Raw genomic sequence first — 15,313 nt, forward strand, 5'->3', positions numbered from 1 at the left:
AGTTCGTCCATGGAGAATGGTGTCAGCGACCCGGCGGAAGTGCGTAGCTTCCTTGAGGGCGACCCCCGTGTGATCGCCCCGCTGATCCTTGGCGCTGTACTGACCCACAACTCGGAAGCGGGCCCGGTTTCCGTCCGCCTGACGGAAGTCGAGGCCTATATGGGTCCCAAGGATTCCGAACACCCCGACCCCGGTTCGCACACCTTCGGCGGCCCCACGGCCCGGAACGCGCCCATGTTTGGACCGCCGGGATTTCTCTACATCTACTTCACCTATGGCATGCACTATTGCGCCAACATCGTTTGCGGACCCGACGGTTCACCCTCGGCTTTGCTCCTGCGGGCGGGAGAAATCGTCGACGGCGAAGGCCTCGCCGCCGTCCGAAGACCGGCCTCGAAAGCACATAAGGACCTGGCCAGCGGACCAGCCAGGCTCGCCTCCGCACTGGGACTGACGACGTCGGACACCGGCCGTGACGCGCTCGCGGAACCCTTCAGCTTGTGGTTGCCTGCGGTTCCGGCGGCGGCAGTGGCCAGCGGTCCCCGCGTTGGAGTGGCGGGACCGGGCGGCACCACCGAGTACCCGTGGCGTTTTTGGATTGAGGATGACCCGACTGTGTCCAGGTACAAGGCGGCGCGGCCCAGAAAAAGGCCTGCATCCGGGTAACTTTCCCCTCCGGCAGTACGACTTTCCTGTGACGCAGTCCGAGGTATGACTTGTACCCCACGCGTTTACCAAAATCGCTGTAGAATGGTAGGTCTGTCTTTTGCGATAGGGGTTACGGTTCGATGCACGACGCTGATTTGGTCCACGAGCAGGAATACGTTGCCGGGCTTTACGCCCGGCTCGATGAGCTGCGCGCTGAAAAGCGCGCCCAGCTGGCGCAGGTGCGCAAGGCAGGCGCGGTGGGAACCATGCAGAACGTCTCAGAGCGTGACGCGTTCGCTGCCCTGTACGAGGACCGCCTTGCCCAGCTCGACGCCGTCGACGACCGCTTGGTCTTCGGCCGCCTCGACCTGGATTCCGGAGAGGCGCAGTACATCGGTCGCATCGGCCTGTCCACGGCCGACCTCCAGCGGCTCATGGTCGACTGGCGTGCGCCCGAAGCCGGCCACTTCTATCAGGCGACCGCGTTCGACCGCCAAGGTGTGCGCCGCCGTCGTCACCTGATCCTTCAGGGACGCGACGTCAAGGCGATCGAAGATGACGTCCTGGACGCGGGGATGCTGGCCGACAACGACTCCCTCCAAGGCGAAGGCGCGCTGCTGGCCGCGCTGAATTCGAAGCGTACGGGCCGGATGTCGGACATCGTGGGCACCATCCAGTCCGAACAGGACAGGATCATCCGTTCCTCCATTTCAGGGGCGCTTGTTGTTCAAGGTGGTCCCGGTACGGGTAAGACCGCTGTTGCCCTGCACCGCGCGGCCTACCTGCTCTACACGCACCGCGACCGGCTCAAGAGCGCCGGCGTCCTGCTGGTGGGACCGTCGTCGTCGTTCATGCACTACATCGAACGCGTGCTCCCGTCCCTCGGTGAAACAGGGGTGGTCATGGCCAGCCTCGGCCGCCTGATGCCCGGCATCAACGCCATCCCCGAGGAAAACGCCGACGTCGCTGCCCTCAAGGGCAAGCTCGACATGGCCAAGGTGGTGGCCAACGCTGTGGCGAACCGGCAACGGACACCTGCCGAGGACCGCATCCTGGAAGTCGATTCACGGAAGCTGACGCTCACTGTGCGCCAAGTGCGCCGTGCCCGCGAAAAGGCTCGCGCCACCGGCAAGCCCCACAACGAGGCACGCCTGACGTTCGTCAAGATTCTCCTGCGCGAGCTCACCGAGCAGCTGACGGACCTCGTCGAGGAATCGAACATCGGCAACAACGCCGATCGCGCCTACCTTGCCGAGGACGTTCGCTCTGCCAGGGACGTCCGGATCGCGTTGAACTTGTGCTGGATGCCGATGACGCCGGAGAAGCTCATCTCGGAACTCTTCAGCAAGCCCGCCATCCTCGAAGCGTGCACGCCGCACCTGACGCCCGAACAGCGTTCCTTGCTCCAGCGGCCTGTCGACGCGCCGTGGACCGAAGCAGACGTTCCGCTCCTGGATGAGGCCGCCGAACTTCTGGGCGAGCTGGATCCGGCAGCCGGCAGGGGATTGGCCCAGCAGGAAGCTGACCGCGCTCGTGACCTTGCCAATGCCAAGCAGACCCTGGCCAACATGGAAGCCATGGGTGTCGACGTCCTGGTCACGGCCGAAGAGCTGGCGGAGCAAAACCAGGAGCGCGAAGGCCGGTTGACCGCTGCCGAGCGCGCCACGAGCGACAGGTCGTGGGCCTTCGGCCACATCGTTGTTGACGAGGCCCAGGAGCTCTCACCCATGCAGTGGCGCCTGTTGGTGCGCCGCTGCCCGTTGAAGTCCTTCACCATCGTGGGCGACATCGCCCAGACGAGTGCCGCAGCCGGTGCCAATTCGTGGCAGAGCGCATTGGCGCCGTCGTTCGGTGACCGCTGGACGCTGGAGGAATTGACGGTCAACTACCGCACGCCGTCACAGATCGCAGAAGCTGCCGTCCGCATGGCCAACCGGGCCGGGCTGGTGGTCTCAGCCCCGAAGGCGGTGCGTGAGGGCAAGTGGTCACCCATCGTTGACCGCGTGGCGCCGGACGGTATTGTGCAGCGCCTGGTGGACGTCCTGCCGGAGGAAGTTGAAGCGATCGACGGCGGCCTGCTGGCCGTCATTGCCGACGGACCCTTGCTGCCGCAGGCAACCGCGGCCTTGAAAGAGGTCTACGGACGCCGTATCGGTGCCGGGGCAGGCAGCTACGAGCAGGACATCGTGGTCATCAGCCCCAAGGAAGCGAAGGGGCTGGAATTCGACGGCGTGGTGGTCCTTGAGCCGGCCGCGATGCTCAACCACGAGCACGGCAAGGTAGGCGACCTCTACGTTGCCATGACCCGGGCCACGCAGCGTCTGCGCCTCATCGCGGCCGCGCCGGTGCCTGCCGGTATCGAGCGCTAGGCAAAACCGTCCCCGCAACCCTGCTAACTTAGATCTCGTGTCACACGTAAACAACCTCGAGTCCCAGCACAACGATCCCGCCTTTGCCAACATCTGGCAGGAACTTACTTGGCGCGGCCTGGTCCACGTTTCCACTGATGAAACGGAACTGGAAAAACTGCTCGCCGGGGACCCGATCACGTATTACTGTGGCTTCGATCCCACGGCGCCGTCACTGCACTTGGGCAACTTGGTGCAGTTGCTGCTGATGCGTCGCCTGCAGTTGGCCGGCCACAAACCCCTCGGTTTGGTGGGCGGTTCCACCGGCCTGATCGGCGACCCGCGTCCGACGGCGGAGCGCACCTTGAACACCAAGGACACCGTGGCCGAGTGGGTGGGTTACCTGCAGGGCCAGGTTCGCCGCTTCCTCAGCTTTGAGGGTGACAACGCTGCCCGCATGGTCAACAACCTTGACTGGACTGCGCCCCTGAGTGCCATCGACTTCCTCCGGGAAATCGGCAAGCACTTCCGCGTGGGCACCATGCTCCGCAAGGACGCTGTTGCCTCGCGCCTGAATTCCGACGAGGGCATCAGCTACACCGAGTTCAGCTACCAGATCCTGCAGGGCATGGACTACCTCCAGCTCTTCCGCGACTACAACTGCGTCCTGCAGACCGGCGGTTCGGACCAGTGGGGCAACCTCACCAGCGGAACCGAGCTCATCCGCAAGGTGGAGGGCAAGAGCGTGCACGCCCTGGGTACGCCGTTGATCACCAACTCCGACGGCACCAAGTTCGGCAAGAGCGAAGGCAATGCTGTCTGGCTTGACCCGGACATGTGCAGCCCGTACACCTTCTACCAGTTCTGGCTGAACACGGCGGATGCTGATGTCGTGGATCGCCTTAAGGTGTTCACCTTCCTCTCGCGTGCCGAGATCGAAGCGTTGGGCGAGGCCGTGGCGGAACGCCCGTTTGCCCGCGAAGGCCAGAAGAAGCTTGCCTACGAAGTGACGTCGTTGGTCCACGGAGTCGACGCCACGGAGAAGGTCATCGCTGCCTCCGCTGCCCTTTTCGGGAACGGCGACCTCACGGTTCTGGACGAGCGCACCCTGGAGGCGGCCACTGCGGAACTTCCGTCAGCGACGATCAACGCTGACGGCCTCGGCATCATCGATCTCCTGGTTGCGTCCGGACTTTCCGAGAGCAAGTCGGCTGCCCGTCGGACAGTTGGCGAAGGTGGTGCGTACGTGAACAACACCAAGGTGTCCGATCCCGACGCCGTCATTGCCCGGGACGAACTCCTTCACGGCCGTTACTTGCTGCTCCGCCGGGGCAAGAAGAACCTGGCCACGATCGAGGTCTCGGCCTAGGTTCCTTGGCAACCCAGCTCTGAAAGGGCCGGCGACCGTTATGGTTGCCGGCCCTTTTTGTGTTTAAGCGCGGGTTGTTCAGTTCCTCAGGCCGGTGGGCTTGTCGCGGAGAGGTGGCCGGCGCGGAGGGGGCGGTCATCCTCTGCGCGCTCGGTCGTTCCTCCCTTAGACGCGCGCTGCCGGATAACCGCCCCCTCTTTCCGACGCTCGCTCACATCCCTAGGGTTTCAGGCCGACGCTCGCTCACGTCCGGAGGGTTTGCGCCGGTCGCTTGCTCACGTTCCGCGGGTTTCAGGCCGACGCTTGCTCACGTTCCGCGGGTTTGGGCCGGTCGCTTGGTCGCGGTCCGCTGGGATGAGGTTCGACGGCGGTTGTTGGGGTGGGTGCGTGGGTGTCCGGGGGGGGTGGGTGGGTTGTGATGGGGTTCACGGTGGCGCGGAACGTGAAGAAGCGACCAGCTCAAACACGCGGAACGTGAAGAAGCGACCAGCTCAAACACGCGGAACGTGAGGAAGCGACCAGCTCAAACACGCGGAACGTGAAGAAGCGACCAGCTCAAACACGCGGAACGTGAAGAAGCGACCAGCTCAAACACGCGGAACGTGAGGAAGCGACCAGCTCAAACACGCGGAACGTGAAGAAGCGACCAGCTCAAACACGCGGAACGTGAAGAAGCGACCAGCTCAAACACGCGGAACGTGAGGAAGCGACCAGCTCAAACACGCGGAACGTGAAGAAGCGACCAGCTCAAACACGCGGAACGTGAAGAAGCGACCAGCTCAAACACGCGGAACGTGAAGAAGCGACCAGCTCAAACACGCGGAACGTGAAGAAGCGACCAGCTCAAACACGCGGAACGTGAAGAAGCGACCAGCTCAAACACGCGGAACGTGAAGAAGCGACCAGCTCAAACACGCGGAACGTGAAGAAGCGACCAGCTCAAACACGCGGAACGTGAAGAAGCGACCAGCTCAAACACGCGGAACGTGAAGAAGCGACCAGCTCAAACACGCGGAACGTGAAGAAGCGACCAGCTCAAACACGCGGAACGTGAAGAAGCGACCAGCTCAAACACGCGGAACGTGAAGAAGCGACCAGCTCAAACACGCGGAACGTGAGGAAGCGACCAGCTCAAACACGCGGAACGTGAAGAAGCGACCAGCTCAAACACGCGGAACGTGAAGAAGCGACCAGCTCAAACACGCGGAACGTGAAGAAGCGACCAGCTCAAACACGCGGAACGTGAAGAAGCGACCAGCTCAAACACGCGGAACGTGAAGAAGCGACCAGCTCAAACACGCGGAACGTGAAGAAGCGACCAGCTCAAACACGCGGAACGTGAAGAAGCGACCAGCTCAAACACGCGGAACGTGAAGAAGCGACCAGCTCAAACACGCGGAACGTGAGCAAGCGTCGGAAGGAAGCACGCGGGATGTGAGGAAGCGACCAGCTCAAACACGCGGAACGTGAGGAAGCGTCGGAAGGAAACACGCGGGATGTGAGCAGGCGTCCGGGAAGCAGAACGGCGGCCCTGCCGCTTGTAAACCAAGGGCAGGACCGCCGTCGTGCGTTTCAGTTGTCCCGGGAAATCCTGAGGATCAGACCAGCCGGGTCAGCCAGCCGTGCGTGTCCTCTACAGTTCCGGTCTGGATTCCGAGGAGCTTCCCGCGAATGGCCATGGTGGTTTCCCCGGCCTTTGCGTCCTCGGCGCCGATGGACTCGGTCGCATCCTTGAGGACACCGATCGGAGTGATCACCGCGGCTGTACCGCAGGCAAAAACTTCGGTGATCTCGCCGGATGCTACTCCATCGCGCCACTCGTCCAGGGTGATCTTCCGCTCGGTGACCTCGCGGCCCATGTCCCGGGCGACCTGGATGACGGACATGCGCGTGACGCCCTCGAGGATGGTGCCGCTCAGCGCGGGAGTCACCAGTGAACCGTCCTTCATGACGAAGAATACGTTCATGCCGCCGAGTTCTTCCACGGCGTCGTCATTGAAGTGGTCCAGGAACAGGACCTGCTTGCAGCCGTTCGCTTCGGCTTCCTGCTGTGCGATCAGGGACGCGGCGTAGTTGCCACCGCACTTGGCGGCACCGGTTCCACCGCGGCCGGCGCGGGCGTACTCGCGGGAGATCCAGATGGAGACCGGCTTGAGCTCGCCGCCGAAGTAGTTGCCGGCGGGAGATGCGATGACGCGGAAGGACACCTCGCGTGCAGCCCTGACGCCGAGGAAGGCCTCGGTGGCGATCATGAACGGACGCAGGTAGAGTGCTTCGCCGTCTCCGGACGGAACCCACTGCTGGTCCGCCTGTACGAGTTCGCGGATGGCACCCAGGAAGTACTCTTCAGGCAGCTCGGGAAGAGCCAGGCGGCGGGCGGACTTGTTCAGTCGTGCCGCGTTGGCTTCGGGCCGGAAGGTCCATACGGAACCATCGGCGTGGCGGTAGGCCTTCAGGCCCTCAAAGATTTCCTGGCCGTAGTGCAGGACAGCAGCCGAGGGGTCCAGGGAGATGGGGCCGTAGGGCTCGATCCGGGCATTCTGCCAACCGCCATTGCCATCGGCGTCAACTTTGTAGTCGACGACGGCGGTGTGGTCGGTGAAGTAGTCGCCAAATCCCGGGTTCGCCAGGATGGCTGCACGCTCCTCAGCAGACTTCGGGTTTTCCGAGAGCTGCTGGCTGAATTCGACGCCATGGGCAGTCTGAGTCATGTTTCCTCCACAGTCAGCTACCTGGCATGGCGAACCGGGCCCCCAAAGGGTGTGGTTCAGCGATGGACCAGGGAAGCAGATAAATAATTCAAGACAAGCTTACGCCTGAGTAATGGGCCTAAAGTGCGGCCGCAATGGCGTCGCCAATGGCAGCTGTGCTGCGCGGCTTTCCATCGCGGTTCTCGACGTCGGCAATAACTGCCGCTTCGATCTTGCGGGCCGCCGTGGTGTAGCCAAGGTGGTCCAGAAGGAGCACTGCGGAGAGGATGGCCGCGGTTGGATCGGCTTTCTGCTGGCCGGCGATGTCCGGAGCTGAGCCATGTACGGGTTCGAACATGGACGGCGCCGTGCGGTCCATGTTGATGTTCCCCGATGCCGCCAGGCCGATACCGCCGGTGACGGCAGCAGCGAGGTCGGTGAGGATGTCGCCGAAGAGGTTGTCGGTGACGATCACATCGAAGCGCGAAGGTTCAGTCACCATGAAAATGGTGGCCGCGTCGATGTGCAGGTAATCGTGGGTGACGTCGGGGAATTCCTGTGCCACGGCCTCGACGGTCCGCTTCCACAGGTGCCCGGCGAAGACCAGGACGTTGTGCTTGTGGACGAGCGTAACGTGCTTGCGCGGACGCTCGCTGGCCCGGCGGAAGGCATCGCGGACTACGCGCTCCACACCATGGGCGGTGTTGAGGGAAACCTCTGTGGCAACTTCGTGGGGAGTGCCCCCGCGCAAAGTCCCGCCGTTGCCCACGTAGGGCCCTTCGGTTCCTTCACGGACGACGATGAAATCAATCGTCCCGGGGTTCGCCAAGGGGCTGCCGACCGTTCCGTAGAGCCGCGACGGACGCAGGTTCACAAAGTGGTCAAGGCTGAAGCGCAACTTCAGGAGCATTTCGCGTTCGATGATTCCGGAGGGAATTCGGGTATCGCCGGGCGCTGCGCCCACGGCACCGAAGAGGATGGCATCACGCGTGCGGAGATCTTCAAGAACCTCGTCAGGCAGGGTCTCGCCCGTCTCAAGCCAGTGCTGGGCACCGAGCTTGTAGTGGGTCTGCTCAAGAACCACGCCTTCGGCGGCTACGGCTTTTTCGAGAACCTTGACGGCTTCGGCGATGACCTCAGGGCCAATGCCGTCGCCGGGGATGACAGCGAGGTTGATGGACGATGCACTCATACGTCTATCTAGCCAAGCAATCCACATGCTGGTCAAAATCGTCTCACTCCTCGAACATTCGGCAGTGAACGGGCTCAGACCCTGGCATGATGCCCAGCCCCGGCCCAGCACATAGAGTCTTACCGTGGATAGAAGGCACGCAGTATACGAATGGTTCCGCATCAACCGTTTTGCAGTTGATCTGACAGCAACGTGCATCCTGATCCTGCTCTTTGGACCCGTGTACCTCCTTGCTGACCGCCCCTGGCTGTTCCTGCTCTCCTGCAGCCTGCTGTTGCCCCTCGCCTGGCGACGCACCCGCCCGGCGGTTGCGGCCGGCGTCGTCATTCTGGTGTGCCTCATCCAGTGGGCGGTGGGCGCCGAGCCGGTGGCCGGCCAGATAGCGGTCCCGTTGGTCATCTACGCGACCGCAGCGTACGGTCCGGCTTGGGCGAGCCGCACCGTGCTGGTGGCCGGCCTGGTCGGCGGCGTGATGCTCACATCGCGGGAATACTCCACGGGTGTGGAGTCGGGCATCATGGGCCTCACCATCGGTGCCCTGTACACCGTGCTGATCTGGATGCTTGTCCTCGTGAGCTGGACCCTCGGTGACCTCACCCGGGTCCGCAGGCTCCAGCTGCAAGCCCTCGAGGACCGCACCCGCCGAATGGAAGTAGAGCAGTTGCAGGAGCGGAAACTGGCCGCCGCCGACGAACGCTCCCACATTGCCCGGGAGATGCACGACATCGTGGCGCACTCGCTGTCCGTGATCATCACGCAGGCGGACGGGGCACGGTACGCCGCCGCAGCGAAGCCGGAACTTGCCACCGAGGCACTGGCCACCATCGCCGCCACGGGACGGGACTCGCTGGGCGAAATGCGGAGGCTCCTGGGCATCCTGCGCTCGGACGAGGACTCCCCCACACGCCCGCAACCCCGGCTCTCGGATCTGGACGAACTGCTCCTGGGCTTCCGGGCGGCTTCCCTCCAGGTGGGCTTCGAGCAGGTGGGCACCCCGCGGAGGTCCCTTCCTGCCGGAGCCGAACTCACCGCCTACCGCATCATCCAGGAATCCCTCACGAACGTCATGAAGCACGCCGGCCCCAAGGCCACCGCGAATGTGACGCTGACCTGGCAAGGCCGCGGCCTCCAACTGGACATCGTCGACGACGGCCGGGGCGCCGCTGCCGATCCGCCGGCGGCAGGCGGCGGAAACGGGCTGCGCGGAATGGGAGAGCGGGTCTCGCTCTACGATGGTTCATTGACGGCCGGCCCCGTACAAGGCGGCGGTTTTCGTGTGTCCGCATTCATTCCCTACTCGGAGGCCTGAGCAATGCCTGAACTCCTCGCACCCATCCGGGTCGCACTCGTCGATGACCAGCAACTGGTCCGTTCGGGCCTTGGCATGCTCATCAATTCGCAGCCGGACCTCGACGTGGTCGCCGAAGCAGGCAACGGCATCGAGGCCCTTCAAGCGCTCAGCGCCACCGCCGCGGACGTGGTCCTTATGGATGTCCGCATGCCCGGGATGGACGGCATTGAAGCCACCCGCCGCATCCTGGAGCAGGCAGCATCGCAACCCCGGGGTTCGCAACGCGCGGAGGTCAAGATCGTCGTCCTCACAACCTTCGACCTCGATGAATATGCGCTGGCCGCCATCCAGGCCGGCGCCAGCGGGTTCCTCCTGAAGGATGCGCCGCCGGAAGAACTCCTCGAAGCCATCCGCACCGTGTACCGGGGGGACGCGGTCATCGCGCCCTCCACCACCCGCCGCTTGCTGGACCACGTGGCACCCCTGCTCAGGACCCAGACGCCCGAGCAGAGCGAGCACGCGGCCGCCGTCGAGTCCCTCACGAACCGCGAGCGCGAGGTGTTCCAGCTCATTGCGCAGGGACAATCCAATCCCGAGATCGCAGCTGGGCTGTTCCTTTCGGAAGCTACGGTGAAGACCCATGTGGGGCACATCCTGGCCAAGCTGGGAGCCCGGGACCGGGTGCAGGTAGTGGTCATCGCCTACGAGACCGGGGTTGTGTCTCCGGGGACCTAGGCTCAGACCACGGTATGAGCACTGCCCGGCGGTAATGGGCCCACAGCCCGATCCCGCAGGCAGGGGCCGGACCATAGCGTGGAACCATGACGACTTTCACGCCCCTCCCCCATCCCCACGGAACCGGTCGCCCCGAAGGATCGGACGCCGCCCAGGCGCGTCCCGCCGTCGAGGCTTTCAAGCTGACCAAGAGCTACGGCCGCGCCGATACCAGCGTGACGGCCTTGAACGAAGTCTCGGTGAGCTTCGACGCCGGGAAGTTCACGGCCATCATGGGCCCGTCGGGCTCCGGCAAATCAACGCTTATGCACTGCCTGGCGGGGCTCGATACAGCCGATTCCGGCAGCATCGTCCTGGGCGGAACAGAGCTCACCGGACTCAATGACCGGCAGCTCACGGCGCTTCGCCGCGAGCGGATCGGTTTCGTTTTCCAGGCCTTCAATCTGGTGCCCACCTTGACGGCCGAGCAGAACATCACGCTTCCGCTCGCCTTGGCAGGTACAACGGCCGACGCCGGGTGGCTGGAAACCGTTGTTGGCACCCTTGGGTTGAAGGACAGGTTGAAGCACCGTCCCCATGAGCTGTCCGGCGGCCAGCAGCAGCGTGTGGCAGTAGCCCGGGCACTGCTGACGCGGCCCGACGTCGTGTTCGGCGACGAGCCTACCGGCAACCTAGACTCCAAGGCGGGCGGCGAGGTCCTTGCCCTGCTGCGCCGGAGCAGCCAGGAGATGGGCCAGACCATCATCATGGTCACCCATGATCCTGTGGCGGCCAGCTACGCGGACCGGGTGGTGTTGATGAGCGACGGCGGCCTGGTGGGCGAGATCCACCAGCCCACGGCGGACTCCGTCCTGACGGCCCTCGGCAAGCTGGGGGCCTGAGGCATGTTGCGTGTTGCCCTTTCGCAGTTGACGACGCATTTCCGGCGGTTCATTGCCATCGGACTTGCCGTCATGTTGTCCGTGATGTTCCTGTCCTCAACACTCATGGTCGGCGCCAGTACCAATGCCTCCCTGGGCGCAAGCATCGGGGAGGCTTACCGCAACGCAGATCTCGTTGCCACGTCCAAGAACGGCGAGCCCTTCACCCAGGCTGCCGTGGATGCTGCGGCGTCCGCCCCGGCCGTGGAGGCGAGTTACGCCGAGCGGTCCACCTACGTGACGTTCCAGGCCGGCGGCGGCGAACAGTACGGGCGCCTGCGGAACCTGGCACCAGCGTCCCTGGAAGGTGCTGTGATCAGTTCCGGGTCCATGCCCGCCAACGCCTTGGAGGCAGCGATCGACGTCAAGACCGCCGGGCACCTTGGCCTGGCGGTTGGCAGCACGCTGGTGTTGCAGGGCGGTGGTCCGGTCAAGAATGCGAAGGTCACCATTTCAGGCCTGCTCCAGGCCACCAACGACCCCTTCTCCTCTTCAGCGGCGCAGCTTGTTGCCTCCGAGTCCGTCCTTAATGCGGTGCAGGACGCGGGCGCTGGTTTCTCCGGGCTGCAGTTCGCCCTCAAACCCGGTGAGGATGTTTCGTCGGCCAAGGAGTACATCGCCCACCGGATGGAAGCCGCAGGAGCGGTGGAGCCGGTGCTTGAGACCGCGCAGGAGAAGGTGACCTCGACGGTGGCGATGCTGAGCGCTGGTCAGGACCAGCTGACGATCGTCCTCCTTGCCTTCGCCGGCATTGCCATCCTGGTCTCTACGTTGGTGGTGGCGAATACGTTCTCCGTGCTGGTGGCCCAGCGGACCAGGGAGCTCGCGCTCCTGCGTTGCCTCGGCGCCGGTCGGGGACAGATCCGTGGCTCGGTGATGCTTGAAGCCCTTGTTGTCGGCTTCATCTCCTCGGTGCTGGGCGTCCTCGCTGCGACTGGCCTGATGACCGCCCTGATTGCCTGGGCCAGGTCCCAGCCTGAGCAGGCATTCGCCACGTTGGCCGTGCCGCCGTCGGCCATCATTGCCGGTTTGGTGGCCGGAACGCTGCTGACCGTGGTGGCGGCGCTGGTCCCGGCGAAGGCGGCCACCGCCGTCGCCCCTCTTGCAGCGCTGCGGCCGGCCGATGACGCCTCCGTCCGGAACCGTCGCGGCAAGGTCAGGCTTTTCGTGGGCCTGGCAGCTTTGCTTGGTGGAGCTGCGCTGCTGGTGTACGGCAGCATCAATGTGGTGCTTGGCGTGGCCTTGCTGGGCGGCGCCGCGTCCTTTGTGGGCATCCTGCTGTGCTCCACGCTGTTCATACCCACGGTGGTTGCCCTTGCCGGCCGTCTGGCGGCACCGGCTGGTGTTCCAGGCAAGCTCGCGGCGGTGAATGCCACCCGCAACCCGGCACGTACCTCGGCAACGGCGGCGGCGCTGTTGATCGGCGTCACGCTGGTCTCCCTCATGATGACCGGCGCAGCAACGTCCCGCCAGGCGTTCAACGACACCTTGGCGGAGAACTATCCGGTGGATCTTTCCGCGCAGACGGCAACGGAAGGCAGCGGTTCCGGCGACCCCGCACAGGCTGTCTCCCGGATCAAGGGACTCGATGGCGTCAGCTCTGCGGTCCTGCTTCAGCCGGTAGGCGCCATCCAGGACGACGCCTCCGGCGGAACCACCGTTTACGGCCTGTCCGCAGCCGATGCCGCTTCTGTCCTGCGGGACAACCATCTGAAGCCAAGCCCCGGCACTGTCTACCTGCCGGAAGACTCGCCGGAAGGACCAGCTACGTTGTCGACGGCGGGCGGCCAGGTCACCCTCGACGCCAAGGTCCTGCGTACCCGCCACGTCCCGGCGTTCGTGGAGTCCTCCAGCGTCGTCTCCGGTCCCCTGGCCGGGGCACCGGGCATGGTGTGGGTGAAACTGGACGATTCCGTATCCGGGGACCGGGTCCAGGCCCTGCAGAAGGAGATAGCTACGGCACTGGGTGTCCATGAACGGACCGTCAGTGGTGCCGCGATCGAGCGGGTCACCTTCAACAGCATCATCGATGTCCTTCTCCTGGTGGTGACAGGGCTCCTCGGGGTTGCGGTGGTGATCGCCTTGATCGGTGTCGCCAACACCTTGTCCCTCTCAGTCCTGGAACGGACCCGGGAGAACTCGCTGCTGCGTGCCCTGGGCCTGACGACGGGCCAGCTGCGCGGGATGTTGGCGATCGAGGCAGTGCTCGTCGCCGGCGTCGCCGCCATCATGGGTGCGGGTATGGGGATCGTGTACGGCTGGCTTGGCGCGCAGGCCACCCTGGGCGGCGTGGCCACCGTGATACCGACGGTGCCATGGCTTCAGTTGGCGGCGGTCTTCGCTGTCGCGGTGGTGGCCGGTCTCCTGGCGTCAGTGATACCTGCCCGCCGGGCGGCCCGGCTGTCGCCGGTCGAAGGACTGGCCACGGCGTAGTCGCTCCGGCTCATTGCACGTGAACGGGAAACGCTCCCGCACTTTCCCCGGTTGTACCGGGAGAAAGTGCGGGAGCGTTTCTTATATAAGGCTGGTAGCTGATCGAGGGTTTATGCCTCGGCCGGCTCCTCGTAACGCGGGAACACCGGCGCAGGCGCAGGCAGCTCGGTGCCCGCCGCCAGCGGCGTCGCGATGGCGGCAAAGAGGCGTGCCTCGCCTTCGGGCTGGCCGAGGACGTCAAGGAGCTTCGCGGACGACGTCGGCATGACCGGTTGGGCGAGGATCGCCACGATCCGGACGACCTCCAACGTGACGTACAGGACCGTGTTCATGCGCTCGATGTCCGTCTTGCGCAGTACCCACGGAGCCTGTTCGGCGAAGTAGGCGTTTGTATCGCCCAAAACAGTCCAGATGGCTTCGAGCGCCCGGCTGAACTCCTGCTTTTCGAAGGCACTCCGGGCAGTCTCCAGCAACGCACCGGCCTGCTCCAGGAGCGCTTCGTCCTCGGACGTGAACGCACCGGGCTGCGGAACCTTGCCGTCGCAGTTCTTCGCCACCATGGACAAGGAACGCTGGGCAAGGTTGCCGAAGTTGTTGGCGAGGTCCGCGTTCATGCGGCCGACGATGGCCTCGTGGTTGTAGTTGCCGTCAGCGCCGAACGGAACCTCACGGAGGAAGAAGTACCGGCACTGGTCCAGGCCGTACTGCGCCACGAAGTCCTGGGGAGCAACAACATTGCCGAGGGACTTGGACATCTTCACACCGTTGTTGGTGAGGAAGCCGTGGATCATGACGCGCTCGGGCAGTTCCAGTCCGGCGCTCATCAGGAACGCAGGCCAGTAGATAGCGTGGAAGCGCGAAATGTCCTTGCCGATCACGTGTACATCGGCCGGCCAGAACTTCCTGAAGGACTCGGACTCCACGTCGGGGTAACCCACGCCGGTAAGGTAGTTGGTCAGGGCGTCGACCCACACGTACATGACGTGCTTTTCGTCACCCGGGACCGGAACGCCCCAGTCAAAGGTTGTGCGGCTGATGGACAGGTCCTCGAGGCCACGCTTTACGAAGCTGATCACCTCGTTGAAACGTGACTGTGGAGCACCGAATTCAGGGCGGGCTTCGTACAGCTCCAGGAGCTTTTCCTGGTAGTTGGAAAGCCGGAAGAAGTAGCTTTCCTCGGCAGTCCAGGTAACCAGGGTGTCGGTTTCCTTGGAATAGCGGAGACCGTCCTCCTTCACCACGGTGTCGTCCTCAACGTAATACGCTTCGTCGCGGACCGAGTACCAGCCTTCGTACTTGGAAAGGTAGATGTCGCCGTTGGCTTCCATCTTCTTCCAGATGGCCTGCGAGGCCGTGTAGTGGTCCGCGTCCGTGGTGCGGATGAAACGGTCGTACGAGATGCCCAGGTCCAGGCTCATCTGCTTGAAGGCGGCAGAGTTGCGGTCCGCGAGCTGCTTGGCCGTGAGGCCTTCCTTCTCCGCGGACTGCTGCATCTTGAGGCCGTGCTCGTCCGTTCCGGTCATGAAGAAAACCTCATGGCCGTCAAGGCGCTTGAAGCGCGCCATGGCATCGGTCGCAATGACCTCATAGGCGTGGCCGATGTGCGGCACGCCATTGGGGTAGCTGATTGCGGTGGTGATGTAGAACGGGGATTTCTCTGGAGACGTCACTCTAAGAAGTTACCTTT

General features: G+C 64.1%; 10 protein-coding genes. 7 read left to right on the forward strand and 3 right to left on the reverse strand.

The annotated features are described in order from the left end of the window. Window positions 1–9: 9 nt before the first annotated feature. The 3 genes from HMI60_RS11970 (at window position 10) to tyrS (ending at window position 4,365) form a co-directional block, all read left to right on the forward strand. On the forward strand, window positions 10–666 hold the full coding sequence (locus tag HMI60_RS11970; protein WP_193591170.1) for a DNA-3-methyladenine glycosylase: 657 nt from the start codon (window positions 10–12) through the stop codon (window positions 664–666). A 122-nt stretch (window positions 667–788) separates the two neighbouring features. Continuing rightward, a complete protein-coding gene (locus HMI60_RS11975; RefSeq protein ID WP_193589714.1) occupies window positions 789–3,017 on the forward strand; it encodes an ATP-binding domain-containing protein in 2,229 nt (742 codons plus the stop codon). A 37-nt stretch (window positions 3,018–3,054) separates the two neighbouring features. Next, the gene (tyrS, locus tag HMI60_RS11980; RefSeq protein ID WP_189075773.1) at window positions 3,055–4,365 is read left to right on the forward strand and encodes a tyrosine--tRNA ligase; all 1,311 of its coding nucleotides are present in this window, start codon (window positions 3,055–3,057) and stop codon (window positions 4,363–4,365) included. Window positions 4,366–5,963: 1,598 nt separating this feature from the next. Here the strand turns inward: tyrS and HMI60_RS11985 are convergent. Both HMI60_RS11985 and HMI60_RS11990 read right to left on the reverse strand, forming a co-directional pair. Next, on the reverse strand, window positions 5,964–7,076 hold the full coding sequence (locus HMI60_RS11985; protein WP_018776249.1) for a branched-chain amino acid aminotransferase: 1,113 nt from the start codon (window positions 7,074–7,076) through the stop codon (window positions 5,964–5,966). A gap of 118 nt (window positions 7,077–7,194) precedes the next feature. Then, window positions 7,195–8,247 carry a 3-isopropylmalate dehydrogenase gene (locus HMI60_RS11990; protein WP_193589715.1) on the reverse strand — a complete coding sequence of 351 codons (1,053 nt, stop codon included), beginning with the start codon at window positions 8,245–8,247 and terminating at the stop codon, window positions 7,195–7,197. Window positions 8,248–8,371: 124 nt separating this feature from the next. Here HMI60_RS11990 and HMI60_RS11995 point away from each other — a divergent pair, with 124 nt between their 5' ends. The 4 genes from HMI60_RS11995 to HMI60_RS12010 all read left to right on the forward strand — a co-directional run bounded on the left by HMI60_RS11995 (window position 8,372) and on the right by HMI60_RS12010 (window position 13,626). Then, window positions 8,372–9,556, forward strand: coding sequence for a sensor histidine kinase (locus HMI60_RS11995; RefSeq protein ID WP_018776251.1), 1,185 nt, complete (start codon window positions 8,372–8,374; stop codon window positions 9,554–9,556). 3 nt (window positions 9,557–9,559) lie between these two features. Beyond that, window positions 9,560–10,273 (forward strand): response regulator transcription factor, encoded by a 714-nt coding sequence (locus HMI60_RS12000; RefSeq protein ID WP_193589716.1) that lies wholly within the window; start codon window positions 9,560–9,562, stop codon window positions 10,271–10,273. Between the two features lie 86 nt (window positions 10,274–10,359). Beyond that, on the forward strand, window positions 10,360–11,154 hold the full coding sequence (locus tag HMI60_RS12005; protein WP_110503983.1) for an ABC transporter ATP-binding protein: 795 nt from the start codon (window positions 10,360–10,362) through the stop codon (window positions 11,152–11,154). Window positions 11,155–11,157: 3 nt separating this feature from the next. Next, window positions 11,158–13,626, forward strand: a complete 2,469-nt coding sequence (locus tag HMI60_RS12010) for an ABC transporter permease (protein ID WP_193589717.1) — start codon at window positions 11,158–11,160, stop codon at window positions 13,624–13,626. Between the two features lie 110 nt (window positions 13,627–13,736). Here the strand turns inward: HMI60_RS12010 and metG are convergent, their stop codons facing one another. Further along, on the reverse strand, window positions 13,737–15,296 hold the full coding sequence (metG, locus tag HMI60_RS12015; RefSeq protein ID WP_055972232.1) for a methionine--tRNA ligase: 1,560 nt from the start codon (window positions 15,294–15,296) through the stop codon (window positions 13,737–13,739). Window positions 15,297–15,313 lie beyond the last annotated feature (17 nt).

It is taken from the genome of Paenarthrobacter sp. YJN-D (assembly GCF_015040335.1).
Taxonomy (GTDB): domain Bacteria; phylum Actinomycetota; class Actinomycetes; order Actinomycetales; family Micrococcaceae; genus Arthrobacter; species Arthrobacter nicotinovorans.

Coding starts and splice junctions, on each gene's coding strand:
- HMI60_RS11970 (WP_193591170.1), top strand. CDS start 10: ATGGAGAATGGTGTCAGCGACCCGGCGGAAGTGCGTAGCTTCCTTGAG.
- HMI60_RS11975 (WP_193589714.1), top strand. CDS start 789: ATGCACGACGCTGATTTGGTCCACGAGCAGGAATACGTTGCCGGGCTT.
- HMI60_RS11985 (WP_018776249.1), bottom strand. CDS start 7,076: ATGACTCAGACTGCCCATGGCGTCGAATTCAGCCAGCAGCTCTCGGAA.
- HMI60_RS11990 (WP_193589715.1), bottom strand. CDS start 8,247: ATGAGTGCATCGTCCATCAACCTCGCTGTCATCCCCGGCGACGGCATT.
- HMI60_RS12000 (WP_193589716.1), top strand. CDS start 9,560: ATGCCTGAACTCCTCGCACCCATCCGGGTCGCACTCGTCGATGACCAG.
- HMI60_RS12005 (WP_110503983.1), top strand. CDS start 10,360: ATGACGACTTTCACGCCCCTCCCCCATCCCCACGGAACCGGTCGCCCC.
- HMI60_RS12010 (WP_193589717.1), top strand. CDS start 11,158: ATGTTGCGTGTTGCCCTTTCGCAGTTGACGACGCATTTCCGGCGGTTC.